The sequence below is a fragment of the Nocardia tenerifensis NBRC 101015 genome, from assembly GCF_000308715.1.
In the GTDB taxonomy this organism is placed as follows: domain Bacteria; phylum Actinomycetota; class Actinomycetes; order Mycobacteriales; family Mycobacteriaceae; genus Nocardia; species Nocardia tenerifensis.
Genome location: NZ_BAGH01000603.1, coordinates 1 through 17119, shown reverse-complemented (window position 1 = coordinate 17119; position 17119 = coordinate 1). Strand labels below are relative to the sequence as shown.

Sequence of the window (17119 nt, the reverse complement as noted above, 5' to 3'; positions counted from 1 at the left end):
CGAAACCGGTTGCGCTACCGTGTCGTCGCGACCACCGGGCCGTCATAGTCCTGGTCGCCCGTCGCGGTCGGCAGGTCGGCCCGGCTGCTGATGCCGAGCTTGCGATACACCTTGGTCAGGTGCTGTTCGACGGTGCTGACCGTGATGAACAGCCGGCGGCTGATATCGCGATTGGTGTAGCCGAGGGCCGCCAATTCGGCGACCCGTCGTTGCGCGTCGCTGAGCGTCGGCGCGGCGTCCTGGCGCTCGTCGGCTCCCTCCTCCTCCGCTCGCCCCTCCGCCATCAGCAGGAACAGCACCCCCGACTGGTGGGTCTTCATCTCCTGCGTCGCGCGCCGCGCCACCGCCCGAGCCTGTTCGAGCTCGCCGACCTCCTGATAGACCTGGCTCAGTTCCGACAGTGCCGTGGCCAGTTCCAGCCGGTCACCCGGCCCGCGCAGGCAGTCGACGGATTGTCGCAGCAGCGCCACCCGCTGCTGCGGCGGACTGCACGCGGCCAGTACCCGCAGCGCGACACCGCGTGTGTGCCGATCCAACGGCACCCGCTGGTTCAGCTGCTGTCGCACCAAACCCCGGGCCACCGCGTTGTGCCCGAGCCGCCGGTTGGCCTCGGCCAGGTCGACCCGCCACGGAATGAAGGCGGGCACATCCAGCTCCCACTCGCGCATCAACCGGCCACATGTCTGGAAATCGCGCACCGCCGCCAGCACGCGATCGGTCGCGAGGTGGTATCTGCCGCGGGCGTGCAGGTAGGTCAGCCCCGTCACGGTGCCGAACATGGTGTCGGGCACGGGAATCGCGGCCGCGGCGTCGGCGGCCTGCACGTTGCCCATGAGGGTGTTGGCCAGCAAGATCGTGGTCAGGGGGTTGCCGATGAGGGCGCCCCAGCCTTCGACGGGCAGCAGCGCCAACGCGGATTCGGCCTGCAGCGCCGCCGACGCCGGATCGCCGCGCCGCAGCAGCACCCCGGCGCGCAGCGCGGTCAGCACCGCCTGCCAGGTAAGGAACTTGCGCCGGACCGCGTCGTCGATGAGCCGGTCGCAGGCGGCGACGGCCTGGTCGAACCGGTCGTCGGCGACCAGCGCCATGATCGCCGCGGCGACGACCTCCAACTCCATGTCGTCGAGCCGGCAGCTCCGCAGCACCTGCTCCGCGCTCGCGGTGGCGGCCGCGCTCGCGCCGTGGGTGAGCACCGTGCTCAACGTGTTCGCCGCCACGGTCCACGGCTCGTCGCCGACCCGCGACGGATTGCCGAACTCCGGAAACCCTTCCTGCCCAGGCCCGTACACCCAGAGTCGCGCGGTACGGATCTGCGCCGCGACGGGTCCGTCCTGCGAGCCGATCAACGGCGGCAGCGCGGTCAGGCACTTCGCGACGATCTCCTTCTCGCCGTTCCAGAGCGCGCAGCGCAGCACCGCGAGCACGTCGCGGGCCTGCAGTTCGCCGCGGTCGAGCGGGCCGTGCAGGGTGGACGCGTACCTGGTCGCGATCGACGGATTCCTGCGCCCGTGCAGCAGGACGAGCTTGCTGGTCATCCGGATCCTGTGGGGATCGGAGGCGCCGGTCAACGCCAATTCGAGGCAGCGGGTGGCGAACTCGATGTCCTCGTCGGCCTCCGCCTGATCGGCGGCGAGGCGCAGCACCCGCACCGCCCACGGGGTCGGCGCGCTGCCCGCCGCCAGCAGCCGCGTCGCGATGGTTCCGCAGGACGCGGCGCGTTGGTACTGCAGCTCGGCGGTCCGTATCTGTAGTTCGTTGGTCCGATCCGCGGACAGGCTCGCCAGCAGGACCTGCTCGGCGACCGGGTGCCGGACGCGGCCGTCGCGCAGCAGGCCCATGCAGGTGAGCATGATGCTCGCCTGCTCGACGACGTTCTGATTGATGTCGGTGATGCGGGCGACCGTGTCGGTGGTGGCGTCGGCGCCGAGCACGGCGACGGCGTGCATCACCTCGATCAGCTGCGGCGCCAACCGGCAGACGAAGCCGATCACGGCCTCCCGATACTTCCGGCCGACCGTGGGCTGGGCGGCATCGCCCGAATCGCCGCTCGCCGAACCGAAGTGCGCCTGGTCCTCGGCCAGCGCCGAGAGCAGCAGCGGATGCCCGCCGGTCAGTTCGTGCCACGCCGGGGCCTGCCGCTCGGCGGTCGCCCGATCCATCCACTGGGTGAGCATGTTCACCACCTCGGCGGTCGACCAGCGCTCGAGCCGCACCGAACGGTGCGGGTGTCGCACGACCGCCGCGTGCCCGACCGACCAGGACGCGGAATAGGGTTCGCGCTCGGCGATGACGAGCAGTATGCGCGAGGAGGTTATCCGCCGTTGGACGGCGAGCAGGAGTTGCAGGGATTCGTCGTCGATGAACTGGATGTCGTCGACGCAGATCACCACCGGCCGGGTCCTGGCGAGATTGTGCAGCACACTGGATATCTCGCGGATCCGCCGCGCGTTTTCCGCAGGCCGATCGCTGGCGTCGCCGCCGTCCGGCGGTTCGGTGAAGTCCAGCAGCGTGGTGACGCGTTCGGTCGCCTCGTCGGGCAGTATCGAGTTGCCGAACAATTGACCGATGACGGCGCCGTGCATGGCCTGTTCCGTTTCGGACGCCGTCGCATACAGCAGCCACGCGCCGGATCGAGCCGCGAGCTGTGCGAATTCCGTGAGTAATGTGGTCTTACCGATGGACCAGCCACCATTGATGAGGACAAATCTGCCCGGACCGCCCATCGCGTCGTCCAGGGAAGCCGATAGACAGTCCAACGCGGCCTGGTATGGCGTCTGAGCCACGTCCGCACCTCTCCCTTTGTCAATACGCCTATCATTCGAATCGCGACGCGAGTCCGCCATGATTAGCCGTTCCCCTCGGGAGCGGGCGCGGCGGGCCGGCCTCCCCGAGCGGCCGTCGCGATGTCTCCGTCATCGATCGACTTTTCCCTCCCCGGACGTCTCGAAGACGTTCCCCGCCATGGGTATCCATCGGCCAGACGGGTCCTACTATCCGAGCCTCCTCGCGGCGGTCGGTGTTGTCAACCCAATAATAGTGGGGCCGATTAAAATGTGCGGTGTAGATCGAAGAGGGTGATTCCGACTTTTCCGGCAATGGGCTCGGATATCGGTCGACTGACCAGTTTCTTGAAAGAGACCGGTCGCCATGAATCATACATATGTATGGATTTCGCGCTCGATCGGGCGGGGTGTGTCCGCGCGTGTTCTCTTCGTGGTATTCGCCGTATTATCCGACATTCAGAAATGAGTCGAATAGCCGCGATAATAGTTTTGCCACCGCGATTGAAAGCCTTTTGGTCATTAGCGTTCGACAGTGGTTGAAAGCGGGCGCAACGGGGTCGGGCAAGGGGTGAAAACAGTCCGGACTGGGGTGCGTCGGACGTTCTCGCAAGGGAACCCCTGTGTCGCTTTTAGCGACCGACAGGGGGATAACGCTTATCGACGCGTGCTGATAATCGGATCGCTTTTCCCGCACCGCCTCGGAGGGTCTGATGAAACGAATGAACAGCAGCGTCGTATTCGACGATTTCCAGTGCCCGGCGTCGTGCGACGCCCCGTCCGGCCGGGCCGTCGCATGACCGCGGCGCCCGAGGTACGCCGATACCCGTTCGGCGCCCCCTTCCGGCTCGAAATCGACCCGAATTTCGTGCGACTCCGCCGGGACGACCCGATTTCGCGCGTACAGCTGCCCTACGGCGGCGAGGGCTGGCTGGTCACCCGGCACGCCGACGCCAAAGTGGTGCTCACCGACCAGCGATTCAGCCGTGCCGTGACGATCGGCCGCCACGACCTGCCGCGGATCATGCCGACGCCGACCCGCCCCACGTCGATCCTGAGCCTGGATCCGCCCGAGCACAGCCGGCTGCGCAAGCTGGTCGCCAAGACGTTCACCAGCCGCAGGGTCGAGGAACTCCGCCCGCGCGTGCGGGAGATCGTCGAGGAGAAGCTGACCGAGATCGAACGATGCGGGCCGCCCGCCGACCTGGTGAGCCGGCTCGCGTTGCCCTTGCCGGTCACGGTGATCTGCGAAATGCTCGGTGTCCCACCGCAGGACCAACACCGGTTCCGGGCCTTCTCCGACGCCCTGCTGACCACCACCGCCTACGATCCCGAACAGATCGCCGCCGCCCGTTCGGCGCTCGACTCCTACCTGATCGAGCTGATCGCGCAGCGCCGGGCGCACCCGACCGACGATCTCCTCGGCGCCCTGGTCCACGCGCGCGACAACGACGATCGGCTGAGCGAGAACGAGCTCATCACCTTGAGTCAGGAGCTGCTCGTCGCGGGCCACGAGACCACCTCGAACGAGGTAGCCAACTTCGTCTACCTGCTGCTCACCAACCGGGACCAGTGGGAAATGCTGTATGACAGAACCGAATTGGTACCCGTCGCGGTGGAGGAGCTGCTGCGTTTCGTGCCGCTCAACACCAGCGGCCAGCTGCCGAGGGTGGCCACCGAGGACCTCGAACTCGGCGGCGTCACCATCAAGGCCGGCGAGTCGGTGTTCGTCAACGCCCAGTCGGCGAACCGCGACGAGGACGTCTTCGCCGACCCCACCGAGCTGAATCTGCTCCGGCAGCACAATCCGCATCTGGCGTTCGGTCACGGGGTGCACCACTGCCTCGGCTCGCAGCTGGCCAGAGTGGAGTTGCAGGAGGCGATCGGCGCCCTGCTGCGCCGGTTCCCGAGCCTTCGCCTGGCGGTGCCGCTCGAGGACGTGCCATGGAAGGTCGGTCTGATGGTCCGCGGGCCGAAAACCCTTGCGGTGATGTGGTGACCGAGGCCTCCACCCGCCCCAGCCGCTACGAGGGGTGATCCAGCCGGTTCAGCGAGGAGGGGAGATCCGGCTGGTTCGTCAGCTGGCTGGCTCGACGGCTGTCGGCGGGCCCTCGGCGCCGGGGCCGGGGCCCGCCGACAGTGGTCAGCGGATGTTCAGAATGAAATCGTAGGTTCCTTCCTTACCCGTGGGCACGGTGCGCACCGTCATCAGCAACCGCCGGTCGAAGATGGTGTCGGTGTTGTTACGCGGCTCATTGGGGAAGTACAGCTGGGTGGTCAGGATTCGCTGGTTGGGCGCCTGCACCTTGACGTGGATATGCCGGGTGCGGCCCGGGTACAGGCCCGGCACGATGGTCGAGAGGCTGAAATGGCCTGTCGCGTCGGTGTATTGGTGCCCGCGCCAGTTGAAGCCGTAGTTGTCGTAGGCCCCGTCGTCGTCGGCCTGCCAGAAGTCCAGCAGTGCCCGGTCGACCGGGCGGCACGAACGAGTGAAAACGTAGCCGCTGACCGTCAGCCGGGTGCCCCGGGCTCCCGGGATCACCAGGTCGCTGCGCTCGGGGGAGTTCGGCTTGAAGTAGGGGCCCTCGGTCTGGGCGATCGTGGGCGCGTCCCCGTCGTGGCAGGCCGGGGTCGGCTCGAGATCGGCAGGCACGGCCTGCGGACCCTCGGTGGCGTTGCCCGTGCTGGTCGCGGTCGCCGCGGTCATCGCCGCCGCGGCCGGTACCAGCAGACCCAACTGCAGGAGGCGCTTGCGGGTGAGCGCCTGGGGGATTTCGGCTTCGTCGTCCGGATAGCGGTTGGTGGTCATGATCTGATCTCCTTGTGGGAACAGGGTGGGCTGGAATGTGTGGTTCACATCCGGTGTTCGCGCGCCTGCCGGTGGGCATCGGCGCGGACGATGGTGGGCGGCATCCGTTTTCGTCTCTTGGTCATTGCGCTCCTCGCAACCCGAACGGGCGGGGCCGGCGTACCGGTCGTTCATCAAACGCCTTGTCGGCGAATGCATTTCGACCTCGAATGTGACAGAACGATAAGCCCGTGCGGCGCGAGCAGGCAAGCGTCCGGGCCCTCGGACATCCATCCCCGACACCCCTCTGTCTCCGGGATATCCAGTGCCATAAGGGAACTGGCGACAACCGCGCACGCGCACCCGCGAGTCCCCAGTGACTCCCCGGTTGTCGAACACGTCAAGAAACGCCATCGGCGCACGCCCACGCCGCCCGGGCTCCGTGATTATCTACGCGCGCAGCATAGTTCGGCTCCGAGCGCCGAACCCGCGCTCGTCATCGCCGACGACCTCGGCTCAGTCGGTGCCCCGGACCCAGTCGGGCCGCTTCTCGCGCACGCACGCGAGGACCCGCGAGACGAGTTCACCGATGTCGAGGTCGCTGGTGTCCAGCACCGCGACACCCGGTCCCGGACGCAGGAAGTCGCTGACCGACGCGTCCGCCGCATCACGGTCGGCGGCCGCGCCCTCGTCGGCGCCGACCCGGCGTGCGCGCACCTCCTCGGTGGCCACGAGCAGAATCTTCACATCGGCCTCCGGCACCACGACGGTCGTCGCGTCGCGCCCATCGATGACGACGCCGCCGAACGCCGACTCGGCGTACCGCACGATCGCCCGCTGCCGGCCATTCATGATGTCCCGCACCGCCCGATGCCGAGCCACCGCGGGCACGGCCCTGCCCACCTCGGCGGTCTTCAGCTGATCGCCGACGTCGCGCCCCATTAGGAGAATCGTCGTGCGGCCGCCGTCCAGCGACACCGTCAGCGGATAGCTCCCGGCCGCGGCCGCGATGCCGTCGGCATCGTCGAGCGCGATTCGCTCGCCGACGCACCACAGCGCAAGGGCTCGATACAGCAAGCCGGCGTTGAAATATGGAAGACGAAGTCGCCGCGCTACCTCGGTGCACACCGAAGACTTCCCGGTGGCGACACCCCCGTCCACCGCCACGACGAGGCGGCTCGGGGCGCGACGTGGTTGAATTCCCACGTACGAAGTGTAGATTCGCGAAGGCCTGTTACTAGCCGAACGCGGGGGCGCAGCATGGTTCGGGAGACGTGTGCCCGGCCGGCCTGTCTGCCCGCACCTGGACCAAGACGGTAGGACGTCAGCCATGTCGAGTAGCGATCGAGCGGTGACCGTCGATCCGGTCGTGCCGCAGCAACTGCTGCTACCGCTGGGCCCGTTGCGGGAATCCGTACGGTCGGATCATGCGGTGGCGCAAGACGATTCGCCCAGCCCGGATCCGTCCTGCCTGTTCTGCCGCCACGCCGACCCCACGGCGAACACCGTGGTCCGCCGGCGCGGCACCATGTACGCCCGGTGGGACAATTTTCCGGCGAGCCCGGGGCACGTCGAGATAGTCCCCTTCCGGCATATTCTCTCGTTCTTCGACATGAACGACCGGGAGACGCGCGACCTCCACATTCTGGCGCAGTCGGTGCGCAATACCCTGTATTCCCGCTATCGGCCCGACGGATTCACCATCGGTGTGAACGACGGGTCGGCCGCCGGCCGCACCGTACCCCACCTCCACATGCACATCATTCCCCGCTGGCACGGCGACGTTCCGGACCCGCGCGGAGGAATCCGCCGAGTCTTCGCCGAATGCGACCCCGACTCCTGGAGTTAATTTCCCCCGGGCTTCATCGCGACCGCGAGCAACCATTCGTTCCGCGACGGTCCGCTGACCGAAACCCCCTCGAACCCGGCCGTCTCCAACCACCCTGCCATTTCCAGCGCACTGGTATAGGTGAAATACCTCCCGTCGCTACGGCGCTCACTCCCCGCCCCCTCCTTCATGCTCACACCGATCGGCGCGCCCGGTCGCAGACTGGCGAAGCATTGCCGCAGGACCACGGGAATCTCCTCGTTCCGCAGATGCAGCAGGCTGCCGCAGGCCCATATCCCGTCGATCGAGTCGGCGACGAACGGCAGCGCGAGCAGGTCTGCGTTGACGCCGAGCAGAGGTCGTGCGGTACCGGCGGCGGCGACGCATCTGCGAAGTAGCGCGAGGCTCGCGTCCACGGCGATCACCGAGTGCCCCGCTTCGGCGATCCGTCGCGCGTCTCGGCCCGCGCCCGAGCCCAGGTCCGCCACCACCGCGCCGACGCGCAGCAGGTGGGTGAAGGCCAGCAGATCCTGCTCGAGGCCGTCGAAGAACTCGAACGAATCGGTGCGCGCGATGTAGTGCTCGGCGTGGCTTTCATACCAGGACAGCGTGTCTCGGTCCATCACATTTCGTCGAATCCGTGCGCCTGCATTCGTGCAGCCAACTCATTCAACAGGGCCGGCACCTCGGAGGCGTCGACCGCGGCGTACTGGCCCTTCACATCCAAGCTCAAACAGCCACGAAAGTTGTGGTTGTCGTCGCGGATGGGCGAGGCGAACACCGCGCCGCGGTGACGGATCTGCCGAAACTGATTCCAGGTCAACCCCATCACCGCCGCACCGCCTTCCGCCGCTCGAATGGCGTCGAAGTCGGCCTCGGTGGCCGCGCGCTCGGCCAACTGCTCGACGTCGAACGATTCCTCCGTGTTACGTTCCCAGCACATGCCGACGACGCCCTGCCCGATGCTCGGCTCGAATTTGCGCAGTACGATATTGCCGCCCAGCCGATAGGTCGCGACTCGCCGGAGCCGCTTTGTGCCGAGGAACCAGCCCGACCGCTTCACCTGCCAGGCATGCAAACCGAGGTCTTCGAATTGAAATCCATCGATTACGCGGTCCGCTTCGCGCAGGATACGGCCGAGTTGAACGAATATCTCCCGCTCCAGTCGTATTCGCCTGAGGACCAAGCTTTGTTGCGCTCGGGCGGCGAACGGACCCAGCGTGAACACCGCCGCGATGATCAGCAGCGCCGGTATCAGCCCGGGTACCCGAGCGGTGATGTCGTCCCATAGCCGCTGCTCGGGGAACCCTTGGCTCCGCGCACCCAGGGCCGCCAGCGCGGCCGTCGCGATGCCCTTGTCCCATGCGGTAGCGGCTCGCGCTCTCACCCTCGGTACCTACCAGTTTCCCTCGAACCCGACACCTAACAGACACACGCGGGCGCGAATGCTACTCCGCCGAAGTGACCGGCGCCACATAGCGACCGGAATGTTTGCGCGACGCCGCGCTGCATGACCTGTCAATTGCTATATCCCCCAAAGGTTTTCGGGGCCGTAATCGGCAATTCCCTGTTACGCTCGTCGGGTGGGGTCAGCGGCAACATGCGATAGATCGGACCTCTGCGCGGAATTCTCCGGCGCGCGGGATACCGAGTTCAGTCGCACATATTCCGCGCTGTCCACGCGCTGCCTGGCGCAGACCGCGGACAGCGTCGCCATCGTCGATCTGTCGCCGCTGGTCGTCGGCCATGTTCTGGTGTGCCCACGCAGGCACTACCTCAGTGGCGCACAGACTCTCGCGGACCCCGATTGTGACTTCCACGCGTTTCTGGTCAGATTTCTCCAGTTGTATACACATATTTTCGGTGGCTTCACCATTCTCGAGCACGGCTCGGCGCCGATCATGCCGACCGCATGCATCAGTCATGCGCATCTGCACGTACTTCCGCTCACTGTGGAACCCATAATCGGACGCATGTCCCGAGACGGACTAGCGCTCTCCGTACTGGACAGTTGGCAGGAAGTGGCCGATTTGTGTGTGGGTGACTCGCCGTATTATCTTGCGGCGGACGGGAAACGCTTCTTCGTCGCTCGGCCCCGGCGGCGCATGATGAGCCAATATCTCAGGGTTGTCGCCGGGGCGAGTGTCGCAATCTCGCCCGAAGAATGCGATTGGGCGGTCGTGGTACGACGCGAGATCTTTCATCGGACTATTCAGTGCTGGGCGGTCGGTGCCGCCAATGAAGGAGTGATGCTGTGACCATGCATGCGGTCGGTTCGAGCACCCCGCTCGACGAACCGTCGAAGATCGCCGAGATCATCGTGCCCACCATGGGTGCGGAGGCGTTGAGTACCGTGCTGACGAACGGCGCGACGGCCGAGCTGCTATTGGGTGCCGGAGCGCAAGACGATTGCGCGGCATTTCGACTGGAAGGTTCCCATGTTCTGGTTACCGGATCGGATTACGTGCGCGGCCCCAAGTTCAGCCTCTACGAAAAGGGCTTTCTGACCAACTACGATATCGGCTGGTATCTCGCGGGCGCGAACATCAGCGATGTCGCCGCCATGGGCGCCATCCCCCTCGGGCTCTTGTCGGTTGTGCGGTATCCGAAGGACCTGCCGGACAGCGATTTCACCGAACTGATGGAGGGTATACGCGACGGCGCTCGGGCCGTCGGAGCGCTCAATGTCGGTGGGGATATCGGCAGCGCGGAGCGAATAATCCTGTCGGCCAGCGCCTTCGGTGTGGTGGAGCCGGCGGGTCTGCTTACCCGCACCGGGGCGCGGGAGGGGCAGTTGCTCTGTGTGACTGGGCCGACGGGGCTCGCCGGGAGTGCGATGAAGCTTGCGAACAATGGTGAGGACGTCGCTCGCGATGAGTACTCGGCGCTGCTGGGGAAATGGCGGCGTGTCAGCCCGCGGGTCGCGCACGGTCGAATCTTTGCGGGCAATCCGGGGGTGACGTCTTGTATCGATACCTCCGACGGCTTGAAAGGAGCGGTCGAGGCGCTCGCTCACGCGAGCGAGGTGTCCATCGTCGTGGAGGAGGGGCGGCTGCCGATCGCCGACTCGGTGCGCCGGGCCGCCGATCGCTTGAGCTGCGACGTACTCGACCTGGTCTTCGGGGACTCCGTCGACTTCGAGTTGGTGGCGACTGTTGATCCGGCTGCGGTCGACGCAGTGTCCGAACAGTGTGGGGCGGCTGGGCTCGATCTCGATGTCATCGGGCGGGTAGAGGCCGGGCAAGGGGTGGGCCTGCGGCGCGGAGCGGTTACCACCGATGTACCGGGGGCGTCTTGGCGCCACACCTAGTTCGAGGTGGCAGTCTGCTTTTCGTGGCGTGGCGTGGCGTGGCGTGGCGTGGCGTGGCGTGGCGTGGCGTGGCGTGGCGTGGCGTGGTGGGCGGAAACCGCACGCACCCCGCCGCTTTCGGCGGCGGGGTGCGGGGGCGGTCAGTCGCGGTAGATCTTGACGTACGCGTTGGTTGCGGTGCCGACCTGGACGGGACCGAGGCAGGTGGCGGAGCCTTGGCCGGTGGGGGCGAAGGAGCCGCCCCATGAGCCTTGATAGGGGCCGAAGACTATGAACGGCAAGGTGTAGGGGTCCAGGTGCAGGCCGGTGCACTCGATGATGAGGGCGTATTCGCGGCCGGCGGGGGCGTCGGTGTCGTGGCAGGTGGCTGTGGCGCTGACCAGGTCTCGTGTGACCACGCAGTCCTGGGGTGCGGCTTGTGCTGTGCCGGAGCCGATTACGGCGGCGAAGCCCAGCGCCGACACGGCGGCCACCCCTATGCGTGCCGCGGCGACTGTGGTTGTACTCATGTGAATCCTCCCGAGCTAGAGTGAAAATCCTCCCGTCATGGGATCATCGAGGGCCGCTCGCGCGGCGTTACGGCCGGGCGCGGACATCGCATGCTGGTCGATAACCGGAAAACCGAAGCGCCTATGGCCGCGCCGATGCTTTCCGAAACGAAACCATCACCGGGAATTGCCCTCTGACCTCGCCTCACGTAAGCAATTGCCGACGATCTGCGCTGCGATGTTTCGCATCGATACACCCGGGTACCAGCTACAAGCCGCACGTTTGCCCGCGGTGAACCACTCCGTCGAGATCGACGACGATCAATAAGGAGAGGATCAATGGCTATACGGAAGATTTGTGCTGTCTCTGCGATCGCGACCGTGATCGCCGCACCACTTGTCGCGGCCCAACCGGCGGTGGCCGAGCCGCTCGGCGGCTGGTGCCCGAAGTCTGTGATGACGTTCGAGACCAACCCACTGGGCATGACCACCGTGCCGATGCAGGCCGGATTCAACGCCGATATCGGCGGGTGCACGGACGCCCCGTCCAGCGACGTGGCCTTCCGGAGCCAGTTCAACGGCAACGGTAGCTGCAACGACGCCATCGGTAACCTCGAGGGCACGCTGAACTGGGCCAACGGCGAGGTCAGCCGGGTGGCCGGGCAGTGGCACGTCCCGGGCGGCAACCCCGCCGCGCCTGTCACCAACGTCCTCAACATCATGGACGGCCCCGGAGCGGGCGGTCGACTGCACATCGATCAGGCCCCGGTGGACAGCGACCCGCTGGTCGGCGCATGCATGAACGGGACCATGACGCATGGCCGCATCCCGATCGCCAGCCTGCACTTCAACTGATCGTGGCCGGTGTGGGTGTCCGGCCGGGCACCCACACCATCCTCGAACAAGATCGCGACGCCGAGCCGAGCGGATCGTGGCGGGATAGAATGTAGCCGCACGATTTCGGCCCGGTGATCGCTGTCCAGTCGAGGGAGTCCGAGCGGATGGATCGCCGGAACAAGGGGATCAGCCGCCGCGATGTGCTGCTGGCGGCCGGAGCCTCGATCGCCCTCACCACGATGGCGCCGCCCGCGCAGGCGATGATGATCACGCGGAATGTGTCCGCCGGACCGGAGGAGCCCGAGAGGCGAGCCGAACTCGCGGAACAGGCGATCGTCCAGCGGCACGTGCGAAGCCTCTGGGGTCAGCCGCGGCACAGCCTCGGGATGCTGGTCTGGCCCAGCTCTTGGATAGATCGATCATTCGTGCGCTGGTGCTATTGGTGGCAAGCCCACCTCCTCGACTGCGCGGTGGACGCCGCGCACCGCGCTCGCACCACCGAACGCGTAGATCGGGTCGCCGCCATCGCCGGCGGCATCCGCACCCGCAATCTCACGGGCTGGACCAACCGCTACTACGACGACATGGGTTGGCTGGCCCTGTCTTTGGAGCGCGCCGAGCGGCTGCTCGGCCTCCGATTCGGCGACGCGGTCGGCGATCTCCGGGCCGATCTGCTGGACGGCTGGAACCCCGCCGTCGGCGCGGTGCCCTGGCGAGCGGGCGACGAGTTCTACAACACCCCCGCGATCGGCCCGACCGGCATCGCGATGGCGCGCCTGGGTGAGCTGTCCCGCGCCGGGCAACTCGCCGACTTCCTGTTCACCCGACTGCACGACTCCGGCAGCGGCCTCATCCTCGACGGAGTCCACGAGCCCGGCGGCCGCGTGGACCGGACCGTCCGCACCTACTGCCAGGGCGTGGCCATCGGCCTGGCGACCGAATTGGCAATGCGCACAGGCGAATCGATCCATCGCCGGCGCGCGGCGGCCCTCGTCGCCGCGGTGGGGGACCGGCTGACGAGCGCGGGGGTGATCGCCGCGGCGGCAGGCGACGACTCCGGACTGTTCATGGGCATCCTCGCCCGATACCTCGCGGAAACCGCACTGGCCCTTGGCGATACGACCGCGGCGAACATCGTGCACGCCTCGGCGCGGGCGGCCTGGCGACACCGGGCCGAGGTCGACGGCCTCCCGCTGTTCGGCGTGGACTGGACCCGCCCGGTCACCGTGCCCGCGCCGCAAGGCATCATTCCCCAGCTCATCCACTCCACATCGGCGGCGAACCTCAGCCGCGACCTCTCGGTACAGCTGAGCGGGTGGATGCTGCTCGAGGCCGACCACCGCCTGACCGCCGCGGGCCGCTGAGCCGAACCGTCAGTGACCGCTCGACGCCCCCGTCAGTGACCGCTGGACGCCCCCGGCGTCAACGTCGGCGCGGTCAGCGACACCATCAATCGCAGCGCGTTCGCCAAATCCTGTCCGCTCGGCGCGCGCTCCGGCTCCACCAGCCACTGCGACATCACGCCCGTGGCCAGGGCCTGGAAGAACGAGCCCATCGCGCGCACGGTCGGCTCGTCCAGGTCCGCCTGGTCCTGTCCGGTGATGGCCTGGAACATCCGCACCATGCCCTCGCGCCCGTCCTGGATCGCCGCGGCCAGCGCCTCGCGCACCTCGGGCACCCGGTCGACTTGGGCGAAGACCTCGAAACTGGCCAGCCAGATCTGCCGCTGGGCGGTGAACTGTTCGACGAGGCTGCTCCAGATGGCCTCGAACCGCTCGATCGGGCTGGCGTCCGGCGGCATCTCGGTGTTGAGCGTGCGGCCCAGGCCCTTGGCCGAGTCCTTGACCGCCTCGATGAGTGCGACGTTGAGCAGCGCTTCCTTCGAGCCGTAGTGATAGACGATCGAGGCGAGGTTGGTGTTCGACGCCGCCACGATGTCCCGTGAAGTGGTACGTGCGTACCCGATCTCGATCAGGCAGCGCTTCGCGCCGACCAGTAGATCCTCCCGATGTCCCATGGGCAACATCCTATCAACGATTCCACACAGTCGTATTAGACATATGTTCTATACAAACGGATTGTACACAGGTATAATACAGGTGTATATTCGCCTCATGACTGATGTGAAACCCCTTGCCGGGCGCAAGGAATGGCTCGCCCTGGGGGCCCTGACGCTCCCGCCGCTGGTGATCGCGATGGACCTCACGGTCCTGTTCTTCGCGGTGCCCTCCATCGCCGCCGACCTGAAACCGACCAGCGTCGAGCAGCTCTGGATGATCGACATCTACGGCTTCGTCCTGGCCGGAATGCTGATCACCATGGGCGCCCTCGGCGACCTCATCGGCAGGCGGAAACTGCTGCTGATCGGTTCCATCGTCTTCGGCCTCGCCTCGGCGGGCGCCGCGTTCGCGACGAGCCCGGAGATGCTCATCGCCGCGCGGGCGGTGCAGGGTCTGGCCGGCGCCACGCTGATGCCGTCGGCGCTCGCGCTGGTGCGCAGCCTGTTCCACGACGACAAGCAGCGCCGCAGCGCGATCGCGGTGTGGTCCACCGGCGTCGCGGCGGGCACGGGCATCGGCCCGGTGATCAGCGGCCTGCTGCTCGACAACTTCTGGTGGGGCTCGATCTTCCTGGTGAACGTCCCGATCATCGTGGCGCTGCTGGTGCTGGTGGTCGCGCTGGTGCCGGAGTTCAAGGTGCCGAGGCACTTGGTCGGCAAGTTCGATCCGCTCAGCTCGCTGCTGTCCCTGGCCGCCGTGCTCACCGTCATCTGGGGCGTCAAAGAGTGGGCCACCCAAGGCTTTTCGCCGGTGCGGGTGGGCAGCATCGCCATCGGCCTGGTGCTCGGTGCGATCTTCCTGCTGCGGCAGCGGCGCCTGGCGAACCCGATGATCGACTCGAAGTTGTTCGCCTACCGCGGTTTCGCGCCGGTGCTCGTGCTCAGCCTGCTCGCGTTCTTCTGCGTGCTCGGCTTCGGTCTGTTCAGCACCCAGTACCTGCTCGAGGTGGTCGGCAAGCGCCCGCTGGTGGCCGGGCTGTGGATGCTCGTCGTGCCGGTCGTCACGGGCATGATGGCCCCGCTCGCGGCGGGACTGGTCAACAAGATTCGGCCCGCGTACGTGGTCGCCGGCGCGTTCCTGCTCATCGCGGTCGGCTTCGCCGTGATGACGCAGCTGCCCTCGGATGGCAACCTGGCGCTCGTGCTGGTCGGCATCGCCGCGATCGGCGGCGGCAGCGGCGCCATCCTGGTACTGCTCACCGACCTGATCGTCGGCATCGCCCCGCCGGAGCGGACGGGCTCGGTCTACGGCCTGCAGCGGACGTTCCAGGAACTCGGCGGCGCGACCGGCATCGCGCTGTTCGGCAGCATCGGCGCGGCCATCTACACGCGCGAGTTCGACGACCACCTCGCCGCCGGGCTGAACGCGACGCTGCCGCCCGCCGTGCACGAAACCGTCGGCGCCGCAACGGCTGTCGGCGGCCAGCTGCCGCCGCCGGAGGGTCCGGAGCTGCTCGACGTCGCGCGGGAGGCGTTCACCACGTCACTGCACACCAGCGCGACGGTGGGGATCGGGGTCGCGGTGCTCGCCGCGCTCTTCGCGGCCTGGCGATTGCGCCACATCTCCTACGCCGACCAGCAATCCGCACCCGCCGCGGCGCCCGCGCCCAATCGGGGTGCGACGGCCAGGCGAGGTTCCGCGGTCAAGTAGGTCATCGACCGCGAGTGAGGAGCGGCCGCGATCGGCTCGCGCACACCGTCGAGCCGCCCGCGGCGCGGTCCGCATCGACCACGAAGTACGAAATACCGAGCTCGATTACCTTCTCCAACGTCTCCACATCATTTCAGCGTATGCAATTGCGTCATCGAACAGGTCGACAAGGCGGATTGAAGTGAATACTGGCTGCACATTTCGATGGCATTCCGGCCGTCCGGCCGGACGCCCGAGCGGGGAGATATATATGCGAGTGCACGCGAGTCCCGGCGTATCCGCCGCGATCCTCGCCGATGGTTCATTGGTACTGACCTCCGAGCTGACCGGCTCCAATTATCAGTACAGCTCGGTGAACGCGGCCATGTGGATCGCGCTGCGCCAGCACGGCGGGGACTGCGACGCGGCGGCGAACATGCTGGCCGTCGTCTGGGGAGCCGACCCCGTGAACGCCCGTGCCGATATGGAGATGTGGGCCGAGGAACTCTGCGACGCGGGCCTGGTGCACATCGGCTGCTGAGCCATCTCGAGGGCGGCGGTCCAGGGGTGGTTAGGGGCTTCGATTAGGGGCTGAGAATGCCGCGGGCGCCGGTAGTTTTTGCACTGTTCGAGCCGAATTATCGGCACGTGAACTCGGGCCGCGAAAGCTTTGCCACCGCCAAAGATCGAAGGGTGTTCTGGAGATGACTGACTTCATCGATGCGACTGCCACCGAATCGGTCGGCGGACCGGACGACACCACACAGCCCTACGACTTCCCGATGGCGCGCCAGTCCTCGTGCCCGTTCGCGCCGCCGCCGGAGTACGCCGAGATGCGGGCGTCCAATCCCGTGGCGAAGGCGAAACTTCGATGGTCGGGCAAACCGGTGTGGCTGGTCAGCAAACACGAGGACGCCAAGCGGGTGCTGGGCGATACGACCATGAGCTCGAACTGGAAGCATCCCGGGTATCCGCTGCAGGTCCCGGCCCCGGACGAGATCATTCAGATGATCGAGCTGCCGATGGTCGCGATGGACCCGCCCGCGCACCGCGCCCGCCGCAGGCTGCTCACGCCCGAGCTGACGATGCAGCGCGTGCAGGCGCTGCGCCCCAGGATCCAGCAGATCGTCGACGAGCACGTCGACGCGATGCTCGCGGCCGGCGGCCCGGTGGATCTCGTTCAGGCCCTTGCCTTTCCGGTGCCCGCGCTGTTGTTCTGCGAATTGCTCGGGGTGCCGGTCGAGGACAGCGAACTGTTCAAGCGCGTCACCCAGACCCTGGTGCGCAGCGATGTCGAGCAGGACGAGATGATGGCCGCGCAGCAGGAGATGGAGGTCTACCTCAATCAGCTGATCGCGGCCAAGGAGAGCGCCGACGCCGACGACGTGATGCACCGGAT

General features: G+C 67.0%; 16 protein-coding genes. 9 read left to right on the top strand and 7 right to left on the bottom strand.

The features are described 5' to 3' along the window. Positions 1-14: 14 nt before the first annotated feature. Positions 15-2783 (bottom strand): AAA family ATPase, encoded by a 2769-nt coding sequence (locus tag ON39_RS41845; RefSeq protein ID WP_169335964.1) that lies wholly within the window; start codon positions 2781-2783, stop codon positions 15-17. Positions 2784-3576: 793 nt separating this feature from the next. On the opposite strand from ON39_RS41845, the gene ON39_RS41840 reads away from it, so the two are divergent. Further along, positions 3577-4779 carry a cytochrome P450 gene (locus ON39_RS41840; protein WP_040742565.1) on the top strand — a complete coding sequence of 401 codons (1203 nt, stop codon included), beginning with the start codon at positions 3577-3579 and terminating at the stop codon, positions 4777-4779. Positions 4780-4923: 144 nt separating this feature from the next. Here the strand turns inward: ON39_RS41840 and ON39_RS41835 are convergent, their stop codons facing one another. Continuing rightward, positions 4924-5589, bottom strand: coding sequence for a dioxygenase family protein (locus ON39_RS41835; protein ID WP_040742610.1), 666 nt, complete (start codon positions 5587-5589; stop codon positions 4924-4926). A gap of 495 nt (positions 5590-6084) precedes the next feature. Then, positions 6085-6774, bottom strand: a complete 690-nt coding sequence (locus ON39_RS41830; RefSeq protein ID WP_157195628.1) for a (d)CMP kinase — start codon at positions 6772-6774, stop codon at positions 6085-6087. A 124-nt stretch (positions 6775-6898) separates the two neighbouring features. Here ON39_RS41830 and ON39_RS47945 point away from each other — a divergent pair, with 124 nt between their 5' ends. Further along, positions 6899-7417, top strand: coding sequence for an HIT family protein (locus ON39_RS47945; protein ID WP_083895025.1), 519 nt, complete (start codon positions 6899-6901; stop codon positions 7415-7417). Here the strand turns inward: ON39_RS47945 and ON39_RS41820 are convergent. Continuing rightward, a complete protein-coding gene (locus ON39_RS41820; RefSeq protein ID WP_051187790.1) occupies positions 7414-8019 on the bottom strand; it encodes a class I SAM-dependent methyltransferase in 606 nt (201 codons plus the stop codon). The two genes, ON39_RS47945 and ON39_RS41820, sit on opposite strands and share 4 nt — an antisense overlap. Then, on the bottom strand, positions 8019-8624 hold the full coding sequence (locus ON39_RS41815; protein WP_146251003.1) for a hypothetical protein: 606 nt from the start codon (positions 8622-8624) through the stop codon (positions 8019-8021). The genes ON39_RS41820 and ON39_RS41815 overlap by 1 nt, the downstream gene beginning before the upstream one ends. 355 nt (positions 8625-8979) lie before the next feature. On the opposite strand from ON39_RS41815, the gene ON39_RS41810 reads away from it, so the two are divergent. Next, on the top strand, positions 8980-9654 hold the full coding sequence (locus ON39_RS41810; protein ID WP_040742562.1) for an HIT family protein: 675 nt from the start codon (positions 8980-8982) through the stop codon (positions 9652-9654). A gap of 2 nt (positions 9655-9656) precedes the next feature. Beyond that, on the top strand, positions 9657-10706 hold the full coding sequence (gene thiL / locus ON39_RS41805; RefSeq protein ID WP_040742561.1) for a thiamine-phosphate kinase: 1050 nt from the start codon (positions 9657-9659) through the stop codon (positions 10704-10706). Between the two features lie 140 nt (positions 10707-10846). Here the strand turns inward: thiL and ON39_RS41800 are convergent, their stop codons facing one another. Further along, positions 10847-11215, bottom strand: coding sequence for a hypothetical protein (locus ON39_RS41800; protein ID WP_246002704.1), 369 nt, complete (start codon positions 11213-11215; stop codon positions 10847-10849). Positions 11216-11533: 318 nt separating this feature from the next. On the opposite strand from ON39_RS41800, the gene ON39_RS41795 reads away from it, so the two are divergent. Then, positions 11534-12049 (top strand): hypothetical protein, encoded by a 516-nt coding sequence (locus tag ON39_RS41795; protein WP_146251001.1) that lies wholly within the window; start codon positions 11534-11536, stop codon positions 12047-12049. A gap of 146 nt (positions 12050-12195) precedes the next feature. Continuing rightward, positions 12196-13395: a glycoside hydrolase family 76 protein gene (locus ON39_RS41790; protein WP_051187789.1), complete on the top strand. Its 1200-nt coding sequence runs from the start codon at positions 12196-12198 to the stop codon at positions 13393-13395. A gap of 32 nt (positions 13396-13427) precedes the next feature. Here ON39_RS41790 and ON39_RS41785 read toward each other — a convergent pair whose 3' ends face one another. After that, positions 13428-14048: a TetR/AcrR family transcriptional regulator gene (locus ON39_RS41785; RefSeq protein ID WP_040742558.1), complete on the bottom strand. Its 621-nt coding sequence runs from the start codon at positions 14046-14048 to the stop codon at positions 13428-13430. 97 nt (positions 14049-14145) lie between these two features. On the opposite strand from ON39_RS41785, the gene ON39_RS41780 reads away from it, so the two are divergent. The 3 genes from ON39_RS41780 to ON39_RS41770 all read left to right on the top strand — a co-directional run. Then, positions 14146-15741, top strand: coding sequence for an MFS transporter (locus tag ON39_RS41780; protein WP_040742556.1), 1596 nt, complete (start codon positions 14146-14148; stop codon positions 15739-15741). 250 nt (positions 15742-15991) lie between these two features. Further along, positions 15992-16261: a hypothetical protein gene (locus ON39_RS41775; protein ID WP_040742555.1), complete on the top strand. Its 270-nt coding sequence runs from the start codon at positions 15992-15994 to the stop codon at positions 16259-16261. 163 nt (positions 16262-16424) lie between these two features. After that, positions 16425-17119 (top strand): cytochrome P450 (locus ON39_RS41770; RefSeq protein ID WP_169335963.1); only part of this gene is annotated, 695 nt, incomplete at its 3' end.